15 protein-coding genes are annotated in these 23625 nt (G+C 66.1%); 8 read left to right on the top strand and 7 right to left on the bottom strand.

Annotated elements, in window-relative coordinates; genetic code table 11:
* Positions 1–5: 5 nt before the first annotated feature.
* Positions 6–4286: a YhdP family protein gene (locus RP6297_RS11980; protein WP_009241452.1), complete on the bottom strand. Its 4281-nt coding sequence runs from the start codon at positions 4284–4286 to the stop codon at positions 6–8.
* A gap of 176 nt (positions 4287–4462) precedes the next feature.
* Between RP6297_RS11980 and glnE the strand changes: the two genes are divergently transcribed.
* Together glnE and rrtA are read left to right on the top strand one after the other, a co-directional pair.
* The gene (gene glnE, locus RP6297_RS11975) at positions 4463–7306 is read left to right on the top strand and encodes a bifunctional [glutamate--ammonia ligase]-adenylyl-L-tyrosine phosphorylase/[glutamate--ammonia-ligase] adenylyltransferase (protein WP_009241451.1); all 2844 of its coding nucleotides are present in this window, start codon (positions 4463–4465) and stop codon (positions 7304–7306) included.
* The gene (gene rrtA / locus RP6297_RS11970; RefSeq protein WP_009241450.1) at positions 7303–7917 is read left to right on the top strand and encodes a rhombosortase; all 615 of its coding nucleotides are present in this window, start codon (positions 7303–7305) and stop codon (positions 7915–7917) included. Before glnE ends, rrtA begins: the two co-directional genes overlap by 4 nt.
* Before the next feature lie 87 nt (positions 7918–8004).
* Here rrtA and RP6297_RS11965 read toward each other — a convergent pair whose 3' ends face one another.
* From RP6297_RS11965 to RP6297_RS11945, 5 genes are all read right to left on the bottom strand, one after another.
* On the bottom strand, positions 8005–9957 hold the full coding sequence (locus tag RP6297_RS11965; RefSeq protein ID WP_009241449.1) for a S8 family serine peptidase: 1953 nt from the start codon (positions 9955–9957) through the stop codon (positions 8005–8007).
* Between the two features lie 223 nt (positions 9958–10180).
* On the bottom strand, positions 10181–11824 hold the full coding sequence (locus tag RP6297_RS11960; RefSeq protein ID WP_009241448.1) for a S8 family peptidase: 1644 nt from the start codon (positions 11822–11824) through the stop codon (positions 10181–10183).
* 264 nt (positions 11825–12088) lie between these two features.
* Entirely contained in the window at positions 12089–12553 is a 465-nt protein-coding gene (locus tag RP6297_RS11955) for a hypothetical protein (RefSeq protein ID WP_009241447.1), read from the bottom strand.
* Positions 12554–12643: 90 nt separating this feature from the next.
* On the bottom strand, positions 12644–14350 hold the full coding sequence (gene recN, locus RP6297_RS11950; RefSeq protein WP_009241446.1) for a DNA repair protein RecN: 1707 nt from the start codon (positions 14348–14350) through the stop codon (positions 12644–12646).
* Positions 14351–14495: 145 nt separating this feature from the next.
* The gene (locus RP6297_RS11945) at positions 14496–15434 is read right to left on the bottom strand and encodes an NAD kinase (RefSeq protein WP_009241445.1); all 939 of its coding nucleotides are present in this window, start codon (positions 15432–15434) and stop codon (positions 14496–14498) included.
* Positions 15435–15545: 111 nt separating this feature from the next.
* Here RP6297_RS11945 and hrcA point away from each other — a divergent pair, with 111 nt between their 5' ends.
* The 4 genes from hrcA (at position 15546) to RP6297_RS11925 (ending at position 19448) form a co-directional block, all read left to right on the top strand.
* Complete coding sequence (gene hrcA, locus RP6297_RS11940) at positions 15546–16604, top strand: heat-inducible transcriptional repressor HrcA (RefSeq protein ID WP_009241444.1); 1059 nt, start codon at positions 15546–15548, stop codon at positions 16602–16604.
* A gap of 125 nt (positions 16605–16729) precedes the next feature.
* On the top strand, positions 16730–17794 hold the full coding sequence (gene tauA / locus RP6297_RS11935) for a taurine ABC transporter substrate-binding protein (RefSeq protein ID WP_009241443.1): 1065 nt from the start codon (positions 16730–16732) through the stop codon (positions 17792–17794).
* The gene (locus RP6297_RS11930) at positions 17791–18582 is read left to right on the top strand and encodes a taurine ABC transporter ATP-binding protein (RefSeq protein WP_009241442.1); all 792 of its coding nucleotides are present in this window, start codon (positions 17791–17793) and stop codon (positions 18580–18582) included. Before tauA ends, RP6297_RS11930 begins: the two co-directional genes overlap by 4 nt.
* Positions 18579–19448, top strand: coding sequence for an ABC transporter permease subunit (locus tag RP6297_RS11925; RefSeq protein ID WP_009241441.1), 870 nt, complete (start codon positions 18579–18581; stop codon positions 19446–19448). Before RP6297_RS11930 ends, RP6297_RS11925 begins: the two co-directional genes overlap by 4 nt.
* 7 nt (positions 19449–19455) lie before the next feature.
* On the opposite strand, the gene hutC is transcribed toward RP6297_RS11925, so the two are convergent.
* The gene (gene hutC / locus RP6297_RS11920) at positions 19456–20169 is read right to left on the bottom strand and encodes a histidine utilization repressor (RefSeq protein ID WP_009241440.1); all 714 of its coding nucleotides are present in this window, start codon (positions 20167–20169) and stop codon (positions 19456–19458) included.
* 154 nt (positions 20170–20323) lie between these two features.
* Here hutC and hutU point away from each other — a divergent pair, with 154 nt between their 5' ends.
* Positions 20324–22042: a urocanate hydratase gene (hutU, locus tag RP6297_RS11915; protein ID WP_009241439.1), complete on the top strand. Its 1719-nt coding sequence runs from the start codon at positions 20324–20326 to the stop codon at positions 22040–22042.
* A gap of 25 nt (positions 22043–22067) precedes the next feature.
* On the top strand, positions 22068–23624 hold the full coding sequence (gene hutH / locus RP6297_RS11910; RefSeq protein WP_009241438.1) for a histidine ammonia-lyase: 1557 nt from the start codon (positions 22068–22070) through the stop codon (positions 23622–23624).
* Position 23625 lies beyond the last annotated feature (1 nt).

Below are 23625 nucleotides of genomic sequence, written 5' to 3'. Positions count from 1 at the left end.
GGGGCCTATTTTGCCGAGGTTTGCGATTGGCTGCCCGAATTGCTGTCGGATGCGACTTTCTCGATCTTCGGATCGGCCCAGCTACCGGTCACGCGGTATTGCGTGACGAAGGCCTTCGACAACTGGTCGCCCAAGACCAACTGCGCGGCCAGCGTGCCCAGCCCGATGGCCGGGTTGATGAACGCCGCCGCCAGCGAGGCCGACGTGGCGTCCACCTTGGGCGTGACCTTGACGCGCAGGTCCTGCGTTTCATCGAGGATGTTGGCCGAGCCCTGCATGGCCACCTGGAACTGCGGGCCCTTCACGGCAAAATCTTCGGTGTGGGCGATGCCGCTGGCGATGGTGCCGGTGGCGGCTACGCTCTCGAACGGCGTGCCGCGCCCGGTGGCGCTGCGCAGGTCGGTCGCGAAATGCAGCAGCCCCTGCAGGCTCAGCACGCCGGCCAGCTTGGCCAGGCCCGGATCGACGGGCAGGAACTGGCCGCGCTCCAGGTTCAGCGCCATGCGGCCGTTGAGCGTCGGGTAGTCGATCGACATGGGCGAGCCGCGCCACACCACGCGGCCTTCGAGCTTGCCCTTGGCTCCGTCGATCACCTTGGCGAAGCCCATCTTCTGCAGCAAGTCGCCGGTGTCGCGCAGGTCGAGATTGAAGTCGAGCAGCGTCCGGCGCTCCGGATCATCACCGCCGCCACGCAGGCGTCGCGGGATGCGCCACGTACCGTGCGCCGTGAGCGTGGCGGCGGGCTGCTCGATCTTCAGCGTCTCGAGCGTCCATACCGGCGCGCCTTCGGTGATCTGGCTGCGCGCCTTGATTTCCAGCTTGCCGAGTGCCTTGCCGCGCAGGTCGAATTTGTCGGCGACGAGGTCGAGCGATGGAATTTCCTGCGAGCTGCTGGCCAGCGATTCGGTGAGCGCCGTCTCTTCCTTGGCATCTGGGATGCTCATGCGCGACAGGCGCATCGTCAGCTCGCCGAAGGGCACGGCGGCGCTTTCGGCGTGCCAGCGCGCGCTGCCTGCAATCTCGCGTGAATCGATGGTCGATTGCCAATTGGCGCCATCGCGCGTGGCGTCGATGCGCACGGCGTTGAAGTCGCGGCCCAGAATGCGCAGCGTCTGCGCGCGGGCGTTCAGGTGGCTGGGCAGATACGCGCTGTGGTTGTTGGAGGCGTTGGCTGCATTGGCACCATGTTCGGCGGCAATCTGGCTGGCGCTCCTGTCAGGGGCGGGTGCAGCAAAGGCATGGCGCCAGGCGTCGACGTCCAACTGATCCAGTGCCAGATTTGCTTGCACGCCTTCCTGCGGCTGCGGCACCGGTTGCCGCACACCGATGCCGCCGCGCAGCACCTCGACACCGTTGCCCGTGCTGCGTTGCTCGTAGCGCGCGCTGACGATATTGCCGACCTGCAGAACGATTTCGTCGACGGCGTTGTTGGACGCCAGCGGCTGCATCTCGAAACGCACCGGCAGCGGCTGCCCGGCCGCTTTGTTGAGCGGCGCCGGCAGACGCACCGTCATCGGCGTCAGATCCGACTGGACCTGGATGAGAGGCCGATGCTGTCTGACGCTGATGGTCGCGCTGTAAGGCGCGGTGCCCTCCAGCGAGCGGGCGACGGCGGCCACCGGGCTGTTTTCCGGCGTCGTCTCACGCAGCCCTTGCGCCGATGCGGTGCCCGCCACCTGGATGCGGATCGTGCCGTCGGGTGCGGTGCCGCCCGTAGGGCGGATTTCGCCGCCGGCAAAGCGCGCGCGCAGGTTATCGAAACCGATGCCCTTTTGCGTGAAGGTCAGCGCGCCGTTGACATCGGTGAGCGGTGGTGCCTGCGGAACCAGCGTGACGTCATTGCGCAGGAACGTGACGCTGCCCTGGGCGCGCGTCGAACGCATTTCATGCAGCGGCAGGTCCAGCTTGAGCGCCAGCGTGGCGTTGCCCTGGGCGCGGGCGTCCTTGGTGAAATGCCCGATCCACTGGCTGATGGGGCTCGCTTCGATGTACTGCAGGAAATTCTGCGTGGCGCCGTCGCCACGGCCTTCGATGGCCAGCAGCGGGTTGTGGTCGCCCATGTCGGGCAGGCTGCCATTCACGTCCTGCAGATTCACGCCCATCACCTTGGCGCGCGCCACTTTGAACGCAAGCGATGCGCGATCGAACGTCACCGTGCCATCGATGTTCGTGAATGCCGGCCAACTGCCGGGGTGCGTTGGCGCCTGGCCGGGCAGGTTGTACGCGGTTTCGGCCGGCGCTGATTGGTAAGTTACGTCCTGGATCGGCACTTCCACGCGGAAGACACCTTTGTGCGGCGGACGGAACGGAAAGTCGTGCAGATCACCTGCCAGTGCGAACCCGACGTTATTCGCCGTGCCGGCTTGCAGCGCACCGCCCAGGTAGTCGCGCAGATGCTGTCCGATCGACAGCGGCAGGTAGCGCGGCACACGCGGAACATCGGCGCGGTCGAGCGTGCCCTTCAGGTCGATGGTGCCGAGATGGCTGGTGTCTGGCGCGTGGCGATAGCTGCCCGTGATGCGCGCTGACAGGTCGTCGTTGGAGAACGCGAGGTTGTCGCTGGCGACGACCAGTTCCTGCTTGCGATATGTCCAGTTGAACGTGCCCTGTAGCCGGTCCAGCGGCACGCGCGCGTCGGCAAAGGTACCAGGCAGCAGTAGAGCGGTGTCATTGGACTCGATGCGCAGCGTGCCCTTGTCGTCTGAGAAGACGGCGTTGCCGGAGAGGTTTTCAACGCCGGGCACGGCTGGCTCGGGATGCTGGCCCGGCGGGACCGCGGGCAGCGCACCGGGGCCGAACGAGACCTGGCGCATCGTGGCGCGGCCGGTGAAGTGCACAGGCGCCGGCGTATTTGGCCGCCAGCGGGAGACATCGCGCTGCCAGTTGATGTCCAGATCGTCGATGCGGCCGGACGGCTGCTTTGTCCGCAGTGGTTCGAGCACGCCAGCGGGCAGCGGCAGCGCGGTGGCGATGTTGCGCAGGTCGGCCAAATCCAGTGTCGCGGCCTTGACTTGCAGGCTGCGCAGCGCATCGCGTGCGTCGAGCGCCCACCCGACGGTGACGTTGCGCACGCCGCGCGGCGTGCCAGCCGGGTTGGTCGGCGCCTGGATCCCGGGGCCTGCCAGTTCGGGTACCGATGGCGGTTGGGCGGGCAGGTTCAACGGTTGCCAGAGCAGCGTGTCGACGCGGAGAATGTGCTCGCCGCGCGCGTTGCGCTGATGTGTGGCCAGCGCCTGAAGGCTGCGCAACTGCAGCGGCTCCAGATCCTTGCGGACTTGCAGATCGAGCTGCTGCCCGGTCAGCCGCGCCTGGCTGCGCGTGAACACGCCGTCGGCAAACTCCACCGAGCCGTCGGTGGTCAGCGTGCCGCTTTGGGCGGCGGCCAGCACGGGCACATAGCGCTGCACGGAAGCCAACTGCAGCGTATCGACCTGCCAGGACGCCTGGCCATGCCAGTGGCGCCAGTCGCCGGGGCGGGCCAGCAGGTCGTGGCGGAAATCGGCGTGGAGTTTGATGGGGCCGTTGAACAGCGTGGGCGAGGTGCCGCTGACATCCAGCCTGTGGCGCGTCGGGCCGCTGCGCAGCTGCAGCCGCACATTGCCCAGCGCCACTTCGGGCAGCTTCTGCTGCTCGTCGAGCCAGCGGACGGCGCCTTGCTGAAAATCGATGTTGCCTTGGGAGAGCAGTTGGTCGAGGAAGATGCTGTCGCCGCCGGTGTCCGCGCTAAGCTGCATGCCGGCGACGGAGAGGACGCCTTGCGTATCGCGCCGTACCAGCAGGTCGGCTTGGGTAGCGTGCAGGGCGGCAAAGGTCACCTGCATGCGCAGCAACGAGCGCCAGGACAGCCGCGCCTGGACGTCCTGTATCGCGAAGGTGCGGCGGCCCGCGGTGTCGTGCGCGTCGATGCGCTGGGCGCGGAATGCCGGGTGCCAGCCCTCCCAATAGGTCTCAAGCGAGCCGATGTCCACCGTGGCGTGCAGTGCGCTGGACGCCTCGCGCTGCATCCATTCGCGTGCCACGCTCGCGCGCGGCCACAAGATGAAGCGCACCGCCAGCATGCCGATGACGGCCAGGACGGCCAGCGCGGCGGCCGTCTTCCAGAGCACCCGCCACAGCTTGCGCCAGATCGGGGCGCGGAAAACAGCGCCGATGCCCGCGCCGACCCGGCGGGCGAGCCATACCAGCCATGCCCAGGCCGAGGGCCGGCCCACCCCGTGTGTGGACAGGGTGCTGGCGTGTCCACCATCGGACTTCGGCGATTCTGGGGGCTGGGACGGGCGAGGCATGATGCGGATTATCCGATATTCAGGAGGCGGCGCCACATTTGGAGCCCGGGCGGCGCGCTGGCGGAGCGGCAAGCAGTGGGCAAGCACACCCGATGCCCGCGGAGTCTCTGGCCACTGCCGGCCTCGCATGCATTTCAGCGAGAATGGATGCTTCCGCCAATGCTCGATGGGTTCGCATGACCGATTCCGCCTTGTCCGCCCAGCCATTTCTGAAAGCTCCAGCCCGCGCGCCGCAGGGCGCCGCTGCCGCGCTACCCTTTGCACTCGCGTATTCCCGTTATCTACAGCGCCAGGCGCAAGCGCGCGAAGGATGGGCCGAGCGTGTGCAGGCTGGCGCAAGCCATCCCATTGACATGGCGTGGCTGTTGGCGCGCTTCACTGAACTGTTCGATACCAGGGCCGTGGAGGCTGAGGCGGCGCTCAAGCGCGCCTTGCGCCTGTTGCGCAATGAAGTCTTCGGCGCACTGGTTGAGCGCGATCTGTCCGGCGCCGCAACGCTCGACGAGGTGACGGGCACGATGACGGACCTGGCCGAGTTTGCTGTGCGCACGGCCCTTTCGGTAATCGCTCAGGAACTGACCTCGCTGCACGGCCAGCCGATCGGTCAGTCCTCCGGCGAGGTGCAGGAACTGTTGGTGGTGGGCATGGGCAAGCTGGGCGGGCGCGAGTTGAACGTCTCGTCCGACATCGATCTGATCTTCCTCTACGACGACGATGGCGACACCCAGGGCGGCCCGCGCCCGCTCTCCAATCATGAATACTTCACGAAGCTCGGCCGGCGGCTGATCAACGCGCTGGCCGATGTGACGGAGGACGGCTACGTCTTCCGCGTCGACATGCGTCTTCGCCCGAATGGCGATGCGGGGCCGCTGGCGTGCAGTCTGGGCATGCTGGAGGAGTACTTCGTCGTGCAGGGCCGGGAGTGGGAGCGCTACGCCTGGATCAAGGGTCGCGTCATCACTGACCCGACCAGTCCGCATGCAGCCCGCGTGATCCAACAGTTGGATCGCGTGACGGGCCCGTTTGTGTTTCGTCGCTATCTCGATTACGGCGTGATCTCCGCCATTCGCGCGCTGCATGCGCAGATCCGCAACGAGGCAGCCAAGCGCAGCAACGGTACCAACCAGCAGCGCGACGACATGGGCCATCTGCAGGCGCGCTCGCCCAACATCAAGCTCGGGCGCGGCGGCATCCGCGAGATTGAATTCGTCGCGCAGGTGTTTCAGCTCATTCGCGGCGGGCAGGATTTCGGGTTGCGCGTGCGCCCCACGCTGGAGGTGCTGCGGGCGGCGGCGGAGCGCGGCCTGATCGACGCCGACGCCGTGGCGCGGCTGACCGAGGCTTACCGCTTCCTGCGCCAGTTGGAGCACCGTCTGCAATACATCGAAGACGCACAGACGCACAACCTGCCGGGCTCGCCGGAAGACCAGCTGCGCGTGGCGCACATGATGGGCTTTGACGACTATGCGGCGCTCGTGACCAAGCTCGAGGCGTATCAGGACGAAGTCGCAAAGCATTTCGAGCAGACCTTCTCCGACAAGCAGGACAGCCAGCCGCCGTGCGCCGCGGTCTGGCACGCAGACCTGCTCGACGACGAGTACACGGAAACCGCCCGCGTACAGCTGGCTGAACTCGGCTATGCAAATCCGGACAGCGTGCTGGAGCGGCTGCGTGCGACGCGCAACTCGCCGCGTTATCGGGCGTTGTCCGAAGTCAGCCGGCAGCGTTTCGACTTGCTGATCAACCGCGCGCTGGACCAGGCCTCGCGGCAGACCGATGCCGATATCACCATCGCGCGCTTTCTGGATTTCTTCGATGCAATCAGCCGGCGCTCGTCGTACCTGTCGCTGCTGAGCGAATATCCGCAGGCCATGGAGCGCGTGGCCCACACGCTGCACGCGTCGCGCTGGGCGGCGGACTATCTCACGCGCCATCCGCAACTGCTTGATGAACTGCTCGATGTGGAAGCGCTGTCGGCCGAGCCCGATTGGCCTGCCTTCCGGGCGCGCGTGCGAGAACGTCTGCAAGCCGCGTCCGACCATGTCGAGATGCAGATGGACATCCTTCGCCAGGAGCACCATGCAGAGACCTTCCGCGTGTTGCTGCAGGACCTCCAGGGCATGCTGAGCGTCGAGCACATCAGCGACCGGCTTTCCGATCTGGCCGATGCCGTGCTGGACCTCACGCTGGAGACGGTCTGGAAGCAGGTCGCTACGCGTCATCGGGAGGTGCCGCGCTTTGCCGTCGTTGCCTACGGGCGGCTCGGCGGCAAGGAACTGGGCTATGCGTCGGACCTCGACATCATTTTTTTGTACGACGACGATGACGAACGCGCGCCCGATGTCTACGCGTCATTCGCGCGCAAGCTCATCACCTGGCTGACCAGCCATACCGCCGCGGGCATGCTGTTCGACGTCGATACGCGTTTGCGTCCGAACGGCGCGGCAGGTCTGATGGTCACGCACTTCGAATCGTTCCGCCGTTATCAGATGCGCGAGGGCGACAACGCGGCGTGGGTGTGGGAACACCAGGCGCTCACGCGTGCACGTTTCTGCGCGGGCGATGCGGAAATCGGCGAACGCTTCGAGGCGTTGCGTACCGCCGTGTTGCGCCAGGCGCGCGAGCCCGGCCCTCTGCGCGACGAGATCGTGGCGATGCGCGAGCGCGTGGCGGAAGGCCATGCAAATCCGACGGGGCTGTTTGACCTCAAGCACGATCGCGGCGGCATGGTCGATATCGAATTCACCGTGCAGTTCCTGGTGCTGCTGCACAGCGCAGCGCATGCCGAGCTGACCCGCAACAAGGGCAACATTGCGCTGCTGCACATGGCCGGCGAACTGGGGTTGATTAACGCGACGGCGGCCGCGCGGGTGGCCGATGCCTATCGGGACTTCCGCGCGCGCCAGCACAAGTTGCGGCTCGATGGGCAATCCGTGGCGCGCGTACCGGTCGGCACGTGCGCGCACGAGGCGGCCCACGTGCGCGCGTTGTGGACCGAGGTGTTCGGGCCTGCGCAATGACTGCGTATCCGCACACGTTGCGCACCTGGGGCGCGTGCGCCGGTGTGGCTGCGCTGTCGGCGGCGTTTTCGTTCGTGCCGTGGCTGTACGCGGTCGGGCTGTATCAACGCGAGACCGTGCGCGCGGGGCAGTGGTGGCGCATCGTGACCGCCATGTGGGTGCATCTGGATACGTGGCATTGGCTGGCGGATGCAATGGCCGCGGTGGGGCTCATCCTGCTGCTGGCGCGCGTGCTGCGACCGCAAGCCATCGTTGGAGCGCTGGTGGTGTGCGGCGTGCTCGTACAGATCGCTTTGCTCACTCAGCCGACGGTGCAGTGGTACGGCGGGCTCTCTGGCGCGCTGCATGGTCTGGCGGCATGGGGCGGGCTGCGGCTGCTGAAACCGTCCACGAGCGATGTCGAGGATCACTTTTCACGCTGGATTGGCGTGGCGCTGTGTGTGGGCGTGCTGGTGAAGGTGTGGCTTGAGCAATCGTGGCTGTCGCCCATCGCCTATGACCCGCACTGGGGGTTTGGCGTGGTGCGCATCGCTCATGCGTTTGGTGCGGTGAGCGGATTGCTGGTGTGGGTGCTGGGGGAGTGGGCTCTTCGCAGACAATCGGCTGCATAGGTGAGCAGCGGAACGCCGGAGGGGTCAAAGCAGGAGGGGGGAAATACCCGCGTCCAATGAAGACGCGGGCCGAAAGTACAAATAGGCTTACTTAGCGCGACGCCGACGACCGGCCAAACCGGCGGCCAGCAGCAATGCTGCGCCGGCCAGACCGATGGCGCCACCGCCACCGCCGCTGCTGGAGGTCGCAGCAGGCGGGGTGGTGGTGCCGGTGCTGGCTGCTGCAGTGACGGTCACGTTCGTGGTATCCGTGGCGGTCGCGCCGGTGTTGCTCGTCAACGTGACGTTGAAGGCGTAGGTGCCTGCCGCGGACGGCGTGAATGTGGCGGTGTAATTGCCGTTGCTATCGGGGCCGGCAGTCGTAAGGCTGACGGATGGCCCAGAAGTCTGCGCCCACTGCACGCTCGTGATGGTGTTGACGAGGCCTGCACTGCCGGTCGCTGTGAGCGTGACCGCATTGTTTGTAACCACCGTGCTTGCCGACGTCGACGCGTGCACAGTCGGATTGCCCTTCGCCAGGGCAACGGCGGCACCCGCATCCAGCATACCGGCGCCGCAGACGCCCGTATGCGTTGCGCAGTACGTGCCCGCTGGGAACGGGCGAGCCGATTGTTTGAGAACGGTCGCAATCTGATCCGGCGTCAGGGCACTGTTGACCGACAGCATCAAAGCAGCAACGCCTGCCACATGTGGCGTGGCCATCGAAGTACCGGCTTCGCCCGAGTAGCCGGGGGAACCGGCACTGGTGGTGCCAGTGTTCGAGAGCGACGCGATCAGAGCCCCCAAACCGTTGACCACGGAACCATTGCCGCCGCCAGGAGCGCTCAGCGTGGTACCCGTCCCCACGTTGGCGTAGGTCGCCTTGTCGCCCTCCAGCGTATGGGCCGTGACGGCGATGGTTCCCGTGCAGTTGGCCGGCGAATCGATCGCCGAAGCACTCTCGTTGCCAGTAGCGACCACGATCACTGCACCGCGGTTGCGCGCGTTGGTGATGGCGGTTTGCATAGGTACGTCACAACTTCCGGTGCCGCCCAGGCTCATGTTGATGACCTTGGCCGGTGTCGGGTTGATGCTGGGGGAGATGCGGGCCACGACACCGCCGCTTGCCCACGTAACCGCATCGATGATGTCCGACTCGGCGCCGCCGCAGCGGCCGAGCGCGCGTGCCATCTGGACACCAACGCCCGGGGCAATGCCTGCGACGCGAGTCCCGCTGTGCTGCGCAGCGACGAGGCCCGTCACAAAGGTGCCGTGCCACGAACTATTGGAGGGCGTCGCCCCGTTACAAACCGTCGGGTTGCTGGTGATGTCCGTAGCCGTGATCGCGTCGCCCGGGTCCGTCCCGATGCTGTCGCCCGAGTTGTTTCTGAACGTATTGGTGATGAAGTTGGAACCGGTGTTTATCTTGGCGCCCGTGAGGTCGGCATGACTCAGGATGCCGGTGTCGACGATCGCGACATTGACCGTATTCGACCCGGTGGTCGTGTCCCACGCGGTCGTCAGGTTGGCTCCGCCCACAGCGGTTCCGCTGGCCGGCTGCAACGGGCCACTGGAATTCGGGATGGTGGTGATCGTTGCGTTCGTGGCCATCAGGTTCCATTGGGAACTGAACCATGTAGCCGAAGGTGTGAAGGCCGGGCGCAGGATGCGGTCAGGCGCAACGTATTCGAACTGGCCGGTCGCGGCCATGCGCTGCGCCACGGCTTGGGCGTCATCAAGCGTCATGGTGCTAGGCAGCGTCACCACATGGGCGCCACCGGACATGGCACGCTTGTAAGTCACCGGCAACTGTGCCGCCGCCGACCAGCGTTGCACGGTCGCAACGTCGACGCGCATAGTGCGCTCGTCTGGTTCTGCGGATTGCAATTGGAGCGTGCCATTGACGCCGCTCTTTTCCTTGACGATCAGCTGCGACACCCACTGTGTCTGAACGCCTGCGTTTGCTGTCCCGCCGCCCGCCAGCGCCGGCGCAGCTTGATACGAAACCAGCCCGAGCGCAACCAGCGCGCGGACGATACCCCCCTGGGCAATCGACTTCATGGAGTGAACCTGTTGTTGTAGAAAAAGGAGGCGAAATTATCGCAACAATCGCGCCTTTCCTTGTTTAAACAGGCTAACTGCGTTGTTTAGTAATTTTTATATCTATCCGAAATCGCACGTGCAGTAAAACCAATCAACGTAACCGGCCAAGAGCCGCGTCCCGCGCGGCGTTACGCGCGAAAAGCGGAGGCGCCTTTTTGGAGGCGCGGGCGCTTAATGCGCCTCAATGCGGCTTTAGGCGACGGCGACCACCGGCCATGCCAGCCGCCAGCAGCAGGGAGGCACCGGCCAGCGGAATGACACCACCGCCACCGCTGCTAGTACCCCCGGTCGACCCCCCCGACCCCGTCGTGCCACTGCCCGCGCCAGCCGGGGCCGTGTTCTGGGCATAGCTGACGGCACCGGCGGTATCCAGCAGGCCTGCGCCGCAGATGCCGGTGTTCACAGCGCAGAAGGTGCCGCCCGGATGCGGTCGCGCGGTCTGCTTCAGCCCGGCTAGTACCTGCGCGTTCGACAACTGGGGTTGCACGCTCAGCATCAGCGCTATAGTGCCGGCGGCTTCCGGTGTCGAGAAACTTGTACCTGCCACCGACTTGACCGTGGGGTTGCCGACGCTTTGGGTGCCATCGTTGGAGTCGGCCTTGATCACGGAAACGGGCTCCGCACAAGTCGCGGGATTTGTCGTTGTGACGACCTTCGAGTTGCCGCAGCCACCCCCCGGCGCGGACAGCGCCACCTGCGGCCCCACGTTCGCGTAGCTGGCGTTCTCGCCGCTGTCGACGTGCGCGGTGACGGCGATCGCTCCTGAGCAATTGGCCGGTGCATCAACGGTCTGCGCGGCTTCGTTGCCGGCAGCAGCTACGACGATGGTGCCGCGTGCGGCCAACTGATTCACTGCGTCTTGTTCTGCGGCCGAACATTGGCCAACGCTGCCCAGGCTCACGTTCACAACACGCGCCGGGTTGGCGTTGGCCGGCACGCCAGACACGTTGATGCCGCCCGCCCACAACATGCCGTCGACGGTGTCCGACAGCAGCGCACCGCACTTGCCCGACACGCGCACCGGCACGATCGGCGTGTTCCAGCCGACCCCCGCGATATCGAGCGCATTGTTTGTCTGGGCGGCGAGCACGCTGCTGACCTCGGTGCCGTGCCAGCTACTCGCAGGCGGATTGCTAATGTCATTGGTCGTGCAGCCGGAAATCTTGGGAACGTCAGCTGACGTAACGATGTCGCCTAGGTCGTGCGCGTCCGTTCCTCGGCCAAAGGAGTTACCCGCGCGCGCCGGGTCCGAGATGAAGTTGTAGCCCGGCAGGATCTTGGGGGACAGATCGGGGTGATCGGTGTAGCCGGTATCGACCACCGCCACCACGATGCCCGTCGAGCCCTGCGTGATGCTCCATGCCGCGGCCGCGTTGATGCCGCCCGGCACCAGCGCCGGCGCGGCCAGGTTGTTCTGCGTGGCGAACAGCGGATCGTTCGGAACGGTGTTGGGCCGCAGGATGCGATCGGGCACCACATAGGCCACGCGGGCGTCCTTCGCGATCTTGCCGACGGTGGCTTGGATGCTGGCGGCATCGGTCAGGCCGGTGCGCATAAGCTGCGCGTTGGTGCCCAGCGTGCGCTTGACCTGCAGCGTGCTACCCGCGGCCTGCGCGACCGACAGCAAGCGGTTGCTCGCCTCGCTGGCCGAGAGCGTCTTGCGCGTGCCGCTAGTGTCGTCGCGCCATTTGATGATCAGGTCACCTGTGTATTGCGGCTGCGGTGTGGCAGCTGTGGCGAATTGACTGCTAGCCACCCAGGCAACACAGGCAAGGCTGACGCCTGCGCGGAGCCAAGACTTCAACCGGAAGAGGGAGGGGTTCATCGGCACGTGCTCCGTGGTGTCTCGTTGTCATGAGAAACGTCGTCACGATGTGATCGTTGACACACCGTTACACAAAACCAAAGGTAGCACGCGACTCGCCCGCCTGGTGTGGTGGCGATGGCCGATCACGTTTGCGAGCGGAAAAGAGCCGGTCTGTGCGCCGCAACCGAAGCAGAATACGGGCCGGGCGAGGGGATGTGAAGCTGGAAACCGGACGCCAGACGGCGCCCGATGATTCACAGTGTGGAGCGGTCTTGCTGCGGTTCAGCGTTGGATCTTCACGACGCGGTCCGGGTCGGCCGAAGCGATGCCGGGCGTGCTGCGCAACGCTGCCACCGCGCCATCCAGCGTGGCCGATGCATCGCCCGAACTGGCGCGCACCACCCAGAACCCGCCCGACATCGGTCGTACCACGGCAAACGCCAGCCGTGGCGTTGCGCGTGCGCCGGCAGCATCCAGCAGGCCTTGCACGGTGGCAGACGACGTGGTCGGCGTGCTCAGGCCGACGATGACGTCGCCCAGACTGTGCGCAGCCGACACGGAAGCCGGCGGCTGGGTGTTGGCCGAGGCGGGGTCCATGGCAGGCGGCTTGCCCGGATCAATGGCCGGCACGGACTTGCACGCGGCCAGCAGGCACAGGCCGAGCGCCACGGCCAGCCCAGGTTTTGCAGACGACAACAGCGAGCGAGGACGGGTAGCCGGTTGGATCGTGCGGGCCATGCGGGCCATGAAGTTCTCCTTGGATTCGTTGGGCGATTGCGTCGGGTGCAGCCGGAACCTTCGTGCCAACGACGGCAGCGATGATTCCGGTATAGGCGATCACTGGGCCACGCGGCGGGATTTCCGCGCCGAGGGTTCTGGTGCCGATTGTGCACGGCCTGCGGCGAGCATTTCGTCCGCATGGCGGCGCGTCGTGTCGGTGAGGGACGCCCCGCCCAGCATGCGGGCGATCTCGTCCACGCGGCCCGTAGCGTCCAGCACCACGAGGTCGGATCGCGTGCTGCCGGCCACCGTCTGCTTGGCGACCTGAATGTGGTGGTTGGCCAGCGCGGCCACCTGCGGCAGGTGCGTAACGCACAGCACCTGGCGGCGCATGCCGAGTTCGCGCAGGCGTCGTCCCACGACTTCGGCCACTGCACCGCCGATGCCGGAATCGACTTCGTCGAAGATGAGCGTGGGCGTCGGGCTCGCCTCGCTGGCGATCACCGAGATGGCCAGGCTGATCCGCGCCAGTTCGCCGCCCGAGGCGACCTTCGCCAGCGGCCGCGGTGAAACACCCGCATGCCCGGCAACGAGGAATTCGACCTGCTCCAGCCCCGCCGCGCCGCCGTGTTCCAGCGCGTGCAGCGCGATGTCAAAGCGCCCACCGGCCATAGAGAGGCCTTGCATGGCGCCGGTCACCGCGTCCGCCAGCTCGCGCGCGGCCTTGGCGCGGTCGCGCGACAGCGCTTGCGCGACCGACATATATGCGGCGTGCGTTTGCGCTTCCTGGGCTTGCAGCGCATCCAGATCGGACGCGGCTTGCAGTGCAGCGAGTTGCGCCTGGCGCTCCGCCAGTTCAGCCGGCAGCGTTTCAGGCGCGACGCGGTATTTGCGCGCCATCGTGTGCAGGGCCTGCATGCGCGCGTCGACTTCGGCCAGGCGGTCCGGATCCAGTTCCGCGCGATCGGCATAGCGAGCGAGCGTATGCACCGCTTCCTGAATCTGCACCTCGGCCGGCTCCAGCGCGGCCAGCACATCGGCAAGCGCCGGATCGATCTCGGCCAGTTCACGCAGCGTATGGAGCGTCGTGCCCAGCTGCGTGAGCACCGCACCCTCCGATTCGGACAAACCATCGAGCGCCGCGCGCGTGCCTTCGATCAGGCTGGCGGCGTGCGACAGGCGATGGTGCTCGGCCTGGACTTCTTCCCACTCGCCGGGTTGGGGGCCAAGTTTCTGCAATTCGTTGACCTGCCATTCGATGCGCTCGCGCTCGAGCTGGGCTTCGCGCGACTGCTGCTCGGCGGCTTCGCGTGCGCGCACCACGGCGTGCCACTCGCGGTAGCGCTCGCCGACCACGCGCACAGCGCCTTCCAGGCCTGCGTGGGCATCGAGCAGGCTGCGCTGCGCATCCGCCTTGAGCAGCAGTTGATGCGCATGCTGGCCGTGAATGTCGACCAGTTGCTCGCCCACTTCGCGCAGCTGTGCGAGCGTGACGGCCGCGCCGTTGATGAAGGCTTTGCTGCGGCCTGCGGCATCGACTGTGCGGCGCAGCAGGATCACGCCCTCGTCGTCATGCAGTTCATGCGCTTCCAGCCATGCAGCTACATGCGGATGCACGTCGAACTCGGCGGTGATGTCGGCGCGCGGCGCGCCTTCGCGTACGACGGCCGCATCGGCGCGCTCGCCCAGCGTGAGTGCAAGCGCGTCGATCAGGATGGATTTGCCCGCGCCCGTCTCGCCCGTGAACACGGTGAAACCGTCGGCCAGATCAAGATCCAGCGCGTGAACGATGACGAAATCGCGGATGGTGAGGCTGCGCAGCATGGAAGCGGTGAGCGTGGGGTTTTAGAAGCTGCTCATGGTTCGTAGCGAGCGGCTCGAGGTTGAAGCGAGAAGCGCAGCCGTACACGCGTACGGCGAGCATCGCAGGTTCAAGATCGGGCCGCGCAGCAGGATCATGGGCAGGTTCCTAGAGCCGGTTGTCTTCGGTCGGGTACTCGTGCCAGTGCAGCTTCTTGCGCAGCGTGGCGTAGTAGTTGTAGCCGATCGGGTGCAGCAGCCGCACCGTGCGCTCGGAGCGGCGCACCACGATGCGGTCGCCGGGCAGCAGCGACGTGAGCGACTGCATGTCAAAGTTGACGCTGGCATCGCGCCCGCTGGTGACCTGGATGACCACCTCCGCGTCTTGCGGAATGACGATCGGCCGGTTCGACAGGGAGTGCGGCGCGATGGGCACCAGCACCAGACCCGAGAGCGCCGGATGCAGGATCGGCCCGCCAGCAGACAGCGCATACGCCGTCGAGCCGGTCGGCGTCGAGACGATCAAGCCGTCCGAACGCTGGTTGTACATGAAGAAGCCGTCGACGGACACGGCCAGTTCCACCATCCCCGAGGTGCCGGAGCGGTTGACCACCACGTCGTTGAAGGCGAGGGCCGAGAAGATGACTTCGTCGTCGCGCACGACCTGGGCCTGCAGCAGCGTCCGGGTTTCGGCCTCGTAGCGGCCCGCCAACATGTCGGGCAGCACGGTGTGCACGTCGTCGAACGGGATGTCGGTCATGAAGCCGAGCCGCCCGTGGTTCACGCCGATCACGGGGACGCTGGCGCCGGCCAGGTGACGCCCGATGCCGAGCAGCGTGCCGTCGCCGCCGAGCACGACGGCCACATCAGCGTGGCGCGCCATCTCTTCGGGCGGCAGGGCGGGGTAGTCCTGGACGCCGATGTTGAGTGCCGTTTCGCGCTCGAACACAATGTCATGCCCGCGCCCGGCGATGCACGACGCCAGCTCCATGAGCGGGCCGGCAATGTTGGCGGCCGAATACCGGCCGACCAGCGCAACGGTCTTGAAAGGCGAGACAGGCGAGGTGGCGGGAGCTTGCGGGGCCACGGCGGACGGGGAAGTCGACATGCGCGCATTACACCATATCGATATGACCGTCGCCACGTTAGCGCATGTTTCGTGGAGAAACGCCGACATCACCCGCAGGCGGGCGCCGATTTTGCGTAAAATTGACGAATCATGGACAAGCGCGCCACCATCCTCCTCAAGACCCTGATCGAACGGTATATCGCCGAGGGCCAGCCCGTGGGCTCCCGCACCTTGTCGAAATATTCGGGGCTCGATCTGTCGCCGGCCACCATCCGAAATGTGATGTCGGACCTGGAGGAGATGGGCTTCATCGCCAGCCCGCACACTTCGGCCGGCCGCGTGCCGACGCCGCGCGGCTACCGCCTCTTTGTCGATACGATGCTGACCGCCAGCCCGCTGGACGTGCTGAGCACGCAAGACCGCATGGCGCAGCAGATGGTTGGGGCTATTGCGGAGCAGGTGCGCACGCAGCTGGCCTCGCATGGGTCGGAATCGTCGCAGCGGGTGATTGCTGCGGCGGCGCAAACCTTGTCCAACCTCTCGCAGTTTGCCGGCATCGTGATGACGCCGCGTCGCACGCATGCATTCCGGCAGATCGAATTCCTGCGGCTGTCGGAGTCGCGCATCCTGCTGATCGTCGTCACCCCGGAAGGCGATGTGCAGAACCGCATCATCCATACCGATACCCCCTACACCCCGTCGCAGCTGGTGGAAGCGGCCAATTACATCAACGCGCATTACGGCGGCCAGACGTTCGATGCGGTGCGCGAAAGCCTGCGGGGTGAACTCTCTGCCCTGCAGGCCGACATGACGGCGCTGATGCAGGCGGCCGTGGAGGCGGGCAGCAGTGCCGTGTCAGAAGAGGATCCGGTCGTCATTTCGGGTGAGCGCAAGCTGCTGGAGGTGGAAGACCTGTCTTCGTCCATGGACAAGCTGCGCCGGCTCTTTGCCGTGTTCGAGCAGAAGACCGGCCTGCTGCAACTGCTCGACGTATCCAGCCGCGCCGAGGGCGTGCAGATCTTCATTGGCGGCGAAAGCAGCCTCGTCCCGCACGAAGACATGGCCGTCATCACCGCGCCTTACGAGGTGGACGGCAAGATCGTCGGCACGCTCGGCGTGATCGGGCCGATGCGCATGGCATATGAGCGCGTGATCCCGATTGTGGATATCACGGCCAAGCTGCTGTCCAGCACTCTCAGCCAATATTGATCTAACGGTTGTTCTGTCCGCGAGCTGCATAAGCTCAGCCGATTTTCTTCGACGACAGGCCACGCTGCCGTCTCTCACAATCGACTCCGGCGCATGTGCGCGATTCTTTTCTGCCGGAGTCTTTCATGGCTGGTTCTTCCTTCTCCCGTTTGTTGGCTGCAGCGATGTCTGCGGCCATTTCGTTCGCCTTGTTTGGCGCTGCTCCTGCACGCGCAGCCGACCGCGAGGTTGTGATCGCTTATCAGGACATGGTGCTGCCTTGGCGCTACGCCCAAGCCACGGGGGAGGTCGAGCGTGCCACCGGCTATAAGGTGACGTACCGCCAGCTTGCCAGCGGTGCCGACGTGGTGCGCGCCATCGCCTCGGGTTCCGTGCAGGTCGGCGAAGCGGGCTCCAGCCCGATTGCTGCCGGCGTGTCGCAGGGCGTGGACCTGTCGCTGTTCTGGATTCTCGACAACATCAACGATGCGGAAGCGCTGGTTGCCCGCAACGGCAGCGGCGTGTCGCGCGTGGCCGACCTGAAGGGCAAGACCTTGGGCGTGCCGTATGTGTCGACCTCGCATTTCCATGCGCTGGTCGCGCTGCAACAAGCCGGGCTCGAGCCGCGCGACGTGAAGGTCGTGAACCTGCGTCCGCAGGAGTTGTCGGCCGCGTGGGACCGGGGCGATGTCGATGCCGCCTTTATCTGGGATCCGGTACTCGCCAAGGTAAAGAAGACCGGTACGGTGCTGACCACCTCCGGCAAGATCGCCGCCGCCACCGGCAAGTCGACCTTCGATGGCTTCGTGGCGGACCGCAAGTTTGCGCGTGACCATGCCGAGTTCATCGCCAAGTTTGTCGAAGTACTGGCCAAGGCCGATGCGGCCTATCGCGACAACAAGGCCGCGTGGACGGCGACATCGCCGCAGGTGGCAGCCGTGGCCAAGACGTCGGGCGCGGCGGCGGCGGACGTACCGGCAAGTCTTGCGCTGTATGCCTTCCCGGATGCGGCGGAGCAGGCTTCCAAGCGCTGGCTGGGCGGCGGCGCGCAGTCGGGCGCGGCTCAATCCCTGCTGGCCACGGCGCAGTTCTTGAAGACGCAGGGCACGATCCAGACGGTGCTGCCGGACTACGCTGCCACCATCGACTCACGGTTTGTCCAACGTGCGGCCAACGCTGCCAACAAGGGCGTCGCCACCGCAGCGCGATGAGCCGCATCGATGTGCGCGGCCTGGGCGTCGACTACATCGACGCGCACGGCCGCACCACCCGCGCGCTGGCCGGTGTGGATTTGTCGATCGACGCCGGCGAATTCGTCGTTGCCCTGGGCGCCTCCGGCTGCGGCAAGACCACGCTGCTGAACTGCCTCGCGGGTTTTGTTGCCCCCACGTCGGGCCAGATCCTGCTGGACGACCGCGAAGTCGATGGCCCCGGCGCGGACCGCGGGGTGGTGTTCCAGCGCTATGGGCTCATGCCGTGGCTGAACGTGCGTGACAACGTAGCGCTTGGCCTCAAGCTGCGCGGTGTCGACCGCAAGACGCGCCATGCGCGTGCGCTGGAGTTGCTCCGGCTGGTGGGCCTGGAAGCGCATGCCGCATCGCCCGTCTATGCGTTATCAGGCGGCATGCAGCAACGCGTTGGCATTGCCCGTGCGCTGGCCACCGAGCCCCGCGTGCTGCTGATGGACGAACCGATGGGCGCGCTCGACGCGTTCACGCGCGAGACCATGCAGACGCTGGTGCTCGACGTCTGGCAACGCACCGGCACGACCGTTTTCTTCATCACCCACGACGTGGAGGAGGCGCTGTTCCTGGCGACGCGCCTGATCGTGATGTCGCCATCGCCGGGGCGCATCGTGCAGACATTCGATTTGCCGTTCTCGCGGCAGGCTCTGGCAGGCGGGGACGCCCGCGCGGTGAAATCGTCGCCCGAATTCATTGCCTGGCGCGAGCGTGTGCTGGCGCTGATTCACCATGCGCCCGAGGCGCTGCTCGCATGAGCGCGCTCGAAACTGCCGTGCTGCAGCGCACCTCTGCCGAGGCAGCGCCGCCCTCCAGCAAGCCTGTGCGCAAGCTGCGCGGCTATCGTTTGCCGGGGGAGGGCAGCGCATTCGGGCTCAGCGTGTTGTCGGTGACTGCGCTGCTTGTGCTCTGGTGGGCGGCGACCACCTTCCATTGGGTGCCGCCGTTGTTCCTGCCTTCACCGCAGGCCGTCGGGCGCGCATTCATCGATGCCTGGCATGGCGATATTCAAGGCGGCCAGCCGCTGGCCGCACATCTTGGCTGGAGCGCGCTACGCGTGTTCGGCGCGTTTGCACTGGCTGCCGTGACGGCCATTCCGATCGGCCTCGCGATGGGTGTCTCCCGCACCGCGCGCGGCTTGCTCGATCCGCCCATCGAGTTCTATCGCCCGCTGCCGCCGCTGGCATACCTCCCGCTCGTTGTCATCTGGTTGGGCATTGACGAGCGCGCCAAGATTGTCGTCATCTACCTTGCCTGCTTCGCACCGATTGCCATGGCCGCGCGTGCCGGCGTGCGCAGCGCCACACTTGAGCAGATCAACGCCGCGTATGCGCTGGGCGCGAGCTTCACGCAGGTGGTGCGGCATGTGATCTTGCCGGCGGCGCTGCCGGAGATCCTGACCGGCTTGCGCATCGCCATCGGCTTCGGCTGGACCACGCTTGTGGCGGCGGAAATGGTGGCGGCCACCGTGGGCGTGGGGCAGATGGTGCTCAATGCGTCGAGCTTTCTGCGTACCGACCTCGTGGTGATGGGCATCGTGCTGATCGGCGCGATTGCATGGGCGTTCGACTTGGCCATGCGCGCCATCGAAGCGCGCGTGGTGCCCTGGAAGGGCCGCAGCTAGCCGCGACTCAGAAGCTGCCCGTGAACTGATAACGCCCGCCGGGATGCCACATGGTCGCCACCGAGGCGACCTGGCCCTGCGACAGCGTTTTCCGCCGCAGCATCAGGCAGGGCTCGCGCACGTCCATGTGCAGCATCTCCGCAATCTCGCGCGGCGGCAGGCGCGCCTCGATGCCGTAATCCACGCCCTGCAACGGGGCGGCACGCATCAGGTAGGCGTTCGGCGTGGTCTGCGTGAAATCCTGCTCCATGTATTCGGGCGCCAACGCCGCGTTGACCCAACGGTCTTCCACCTGGATCGGCAGGTCGTTTTCAAAATGCACGATCAGTGAATGGAAGAGCACGCGGCCTGCTGGCACGCCAAACGAAGCCGCCATTGCCTCGTTGGCGCGGGCACGCTCCAACTTGTGCAGTTCGGCGCGATGCTGATGACCGCGCGCTGCAATTTCCTCGGCGATGTTGCGGATCGCCACCAGCGTCGCCTGGTACTTCTGCTGCGCGACGAACGTTCCCAGCCCCTGGACGCGCGTGAGGATCTGTTCGGCGGTCAACTCACGCAGCGCGCGATTGACCGTCATGCGCGACACGCCAAAGGTCTGCGCGAGCGTCGTCTCCCCCGGAATCATTCCCCCTTCCTGCCACTCCCCGCTGCGAATGCGCGTGAGGATGTCTTCCTTGATGCGCTGGAAGGCGGGGGTGCTGGCGGACGGGTCGTGTGACATGGGCGTGGCTTGCGGTGCGGTTAGGGCCGCGGAAGTGATGTGCGGTTGGCGGTCATCATCAGGGTTTGCTCTTAGCTTGTAAAGTTTTCTTGCTTAAGTTGTATATACAACATAAGATGCGCTCCATGACAAAGGAGTTCGCAGGAGACCTCACATGAACGCCCCGACCCACGCTGCCCACCTGACCAACGACCCGCGCTACGACGCCGCGCGCGAAATCCGCGCCCCCCGCGGCACCGAACTGCACTGCAAGAGCTGGCTGACCGAAGCGGCCTATCGCATGCTGCAGAACAACCTCGACCCCGATGTGGCCGAGAACCCCAAGCACCTCGTCGTCTACGGCGGTATTGGCCGCGCCGCGCGCGACTGGGCCTGCTTCGACAAGATCCTGGAAACGCTGCGCGAGCTGAACGACGACGAATCGCTGCTCGTGCAATCGGGTAAGCCGGTGGGCGTGTTCAAGACCCACCCGGATGCACCGCGCGTCTTGATCGCCAACTCCAACCTAGTGCCCAAGTGGGCGAACTGGGAGCACTTCAACGAGCTGGATCGCAAGGGCCTGTTCATGTACGGCCAGATGACCGCCGGCAGCTGGATCTACATCGGCAGCCAAGGCATCGTGCAAGGCACGTACGAGACGTTTGCCGAAGCCGGTCGTCAACATTACGACGGCAAGCTCGCTGGCCGCTGGATTCTCACGGCGGGCCTGGGCGGCATGGGCGGCGCGCAGCCTCTGGCCGCCACGCTGGCCGGTGCCGTGTCGCTGAACATCGAGTGCCAGCAATCGAGCATCGATTTCCGCCTGCGTACGCGCTACCTCGACAAGCAAGCCAAGGACATCGACGACGCATTCAACCTGATTCGCCACCATTGCGAGCGCGGCGAGGCCGTGTCCATCGGCTTGCTCGGCAATGCGGCGGAAATCCTGCCGGAGCTGGTCAAGCGTGCCCGCGCCGGTGGCCTGAAGCCGGATCTGGTGACCGACCAGACCTCGGCGCATGATCTGGTCAACGGCTACCTGCCGATGGGCTGGACGGTCGAGCAATGGCGTGCTGCGCAACGTGACCCGTCGCAGCACGCCCGCCTGACTGACGAGGCCGCCAAGTCCTGCGCCGTACACGTGCAGGCCATGCTGGATTTCCAGGCCATGGGCATCCCGACCGTCGATTACGGCAACAACATCCGCCAGGTCGCGTTCGACCAGGGCGTGAAGAACGCCTTCGATTTCCCGGGGTTCGTGCCGGCCTACATCCGACCGCTGTTCTGCGAAGGCAAGGGCCCATTCCGCTGGGTGGCGCTGTCAGGCGATCCGGAAGACATCTACAAGACCGACGCCAAGATCAAGGAACTCTTCCCGCACAACACGCACGTCCATCGCTGGCTCGACATGGCGCGTGATCGCATCGCCTTCCAAGGGTTGCCCGCACGGATCTGCTGGCTGGGCTTGGGCGAGCGTCACCTGGCCGGCCTGGCCTTCAACGAGATGGTCAAGAACGGCGAGCTGAAGGCGCCGATCGTGATCGGCCGCGATCACCTCGACACGGGCTCGGTCGCCAGCCCCAACCGCGAAACCGAAGCTATGCGCGACGGCACCGACGCCGTGTCGGACTGGCCGCTGCTCAACGCGCTGCTCAACACGGCCGGCGGTGCGACGTGGGTGTCGCTGCACCATGGCGGCGGTGTCGGCATGGGCTATTCGCAGCACTCGGGCGTGGTGATCGTCGCCGACGGCACCGACGCGGCCGCCAAGCGCCTGGGCCGTGTGCTCGTCAACGATTCGGGCTCGGGCGTCATGCGCCATGCCGATGCCGGTTACGAAACCGCCATCGCCTGCGCCAAGCGCAACGGTTTGAACCTGCCGATGATCGGCTAAGTTAAAGACATCCTCTCGCATTGCTATGAACACCATGACCACGCCCCCCATCATCACGCTGCAGCCGGGCGAAATGTCCTTTGCCGACCTGCGTCGCGTCTGGCTCGCCCCCACGCCTGTTGCGCTGTCGGGCGATTGCGCGGCCGCCATCGAAGCCTCGGCAGCTACCGTGCAGGCCATCGTTGCCAAGGGCGACCCGGCCTACGGCATCAATACCGGTTTCGGCTTGCTGGCCAAGACGCAGATCCCCACGCACGAGCTGGAGCGCCTGCAACGCAACCTGATCCTGTCGCACGCTGTCGGCACCGGTGAAGACTTGAGCGATAACGTCGCGCGGCTGGTGCTGCTGATGAAGGCAGCGAGCCTCGCCCGTGGGTATTCGGGCGTGCGCCGTGTCGTGATCGACACGTTGCTGGCGCTGTTGAACGCCGGCATCGTGCCCTGCATTCCGTCCAAGGGTTCGGTGGGCGCGTCGGGCGATCTGGCGCCGCTGGCGCACATGACGCTGGCCCTGCTGGGCGAAGGCGACGTGCGCGTGAACGGCGTACGCACCCCGGCACGTGCGGCACAGGCTGCCGCGGGCATCGAGCCGATCGCGCTGGCCGCCAAGGAAGGCCTGGCACTCATCAACGGCACGCAGGTGTCGACCGCGTTGGCGCTCAACGGCCTGTTCCTGGCCGAGCGACTGCTGCAAGCCGCCACGGTGTCGGGTGCGTTGTCGGTGGATGCCGCCAAGGGCAGCGACGCGCCGTTCGACCCGCGCGTGCACACTGTGCGTGGGCAAGCCGGCCAGATCGCCACCGCGGCCGTGTACCGCAACCTGCTTGCCGGCAGCGCCATCCGTCAGTCTCACCTCGTGGGCGACAAGCGCGTGCAAGACCCGTACAGCCTGCGCTGCCAGCCGCAAGTCATGGGCGCGTGCTTCGACCTGATCCGCCAGGCCGGCGCCACGCTGCTCACCGAAGCCAACGCCGTCACCGACAACCCGCTGGTCTACGCCGACGCCGGTGAGGTGATCTCGGGCGGCAACTTCCACGCCGAACCGGTGGCGTTTGCCGCCGACATGCTCGCTCTGGCGATTGCCGAGATCGGTGCGCTGTCGGAGCGCCGCATCGCGCTGCTGATCGACTCCACGCTGTCCGGCCTGCCGCCGTTCCTGGTCGAGCAACCGGGCCTGAACTCGGGCTTCATGATCGCGCACGTCACGGCAGCGGCGCTGGCCTCGGAAAACAAGACGTTCGCCCACCCGGCCAGCGTCGACAGCCTGCCGACCTCCGCCAACCAGGAAGACCACGTCAGCATGGCGACCTTCGCCGGCCGCCGTTTGCAGGACATGGCGGAGAACACCGCCACCATCGTCGGCATCGAAGCGCTGGCGGCAGCGCAGGGCATCGACTTTCACAAGCCGCTGGCGACGTCCGACACGCTGCAGAAGGCACATGGCTGCATCCGCGCGCGCGTGGCGTACTACGGTGAAGATCGCCTGTTCGCTCCCGACATCGAAGCCGCCCGTCGCCTCGTACTCGATGGCGACCTGGGTGACTCGTGCCGCGCGCACGTGGGCGAACTCGCACTCGTCTGAC

The sequence above is a fragment of the Ralstonia pickettii genome, from assembly GCF_016466415.2.
Taxonomy (GTDB): Bacteria; Pseudomonadota; Gammaproteobacteria; order Burkholderiales; family Burkholderiaceae; genus Ralstonia; species Ralstonia pickettii.
Note: the sequence above shows the minus strand (reverse complement) of the source record. Positions and strands in the feature narration are given on the sequence as shown.

Coding starts and splice junctions, on each gene's coding strand:
- RP6297_RS11980 (WP_009241452.1), bottom strand. CDS start 4,286: ATGCCTCGCCCGTCCCAGCCCCCAGAATCGCCGAAGTCCGATGGTGGA.
- glnE (WP_009241451.1), top strand. CDS start 4,463: ATGACCGATTCCGCCTTGTCCGCCCAGCCATTTCTGAAAGCTCCAGCC.
- rrtA (WP_009241450.1), top strand. CDS start 7,303: ATGACTGCGTATCCGCACACGTTGCGCACCTGGGGCGCGTGCGCCGGT.
- RP6297_RS11965 (WP_009241449.1), bottom strand. CDS start 9,957: ATGAAGTCGATTGCCCAGGGGGGTATCGTCCGCGCGCTGGTTGCGCTC.
- RP6297_RS11960 (WP_009241448.1), bottom strand. CDS start 11,824: ATGAACCCCTCCCTCTTCCGGTTGAAGTCTTGGCTCCGCGCAGGCGTC.
- RP6297_RS11955 (WP_009241447.1), bottom strand. CDS start 12,553: ATGGCCCGCATGGCCCGCACGATCCAACCGGCTACCCGTCCTCGCTCG.
- recN (WP_009241446.1), bottom strand. CDS start 14,350: ATGCTGCGCAGCCTCACCATCCGCGATTTCGTCATCGTTCACGCGCTG.
- RP6297_RS11945 (WP_009241445.1), bottom strand. CDS start 15,434: ATGTCGACTTCCCCGTCCGCCGTGGCCCCGCAAGCTCCCGCCACCTCG.
- hrcA (WP_009241444.1), top strand. CDS start 15,546: ATGGACAAGCGCGCCACCATCCTCCTCAAGACCCTGATCGAACGGTAT.
- tauA (WP_009241443.1), top strand. CDS start 16,730: ATGGCTGGTTCTTCCTTCTCCCGTTTGTTGGCTGCAGCGATGTCTGCG.
- RP6297_RS11930 (WP_009241442.1), top strand. CDS start 17,791: ATGAGCCGCATCGATGTGCGCGGCCTGGGCGTCGACTACATCGACGCG.
- RP6297_RS11925 (WP_009241441.1), top strand. CDS start 18,579: ATGAGCGCGCTCGAAACTGCCGTGCTGCAGCGCACCTCTGCCGAGGCA.
- hutC (WP_009241440.1), bottom strand. CDS start 20,169: ATGTCACACGACCCGTCCGCCAGCACCCCCGCCTTCCAGCGCATCAAG.
- hutU (WP_009241439.1), top strand. CDS start 20,324: ATGAACGCCCCGACCCACGCTGCCCACCTGACCAACGACCCGCGCTAC.
- hutH (WP_009241438.1), top strand. CDS start 22,068: ATGAACACCATGACCACGCCCCCCATCATCACGCTGCAGCCGGGCGAA.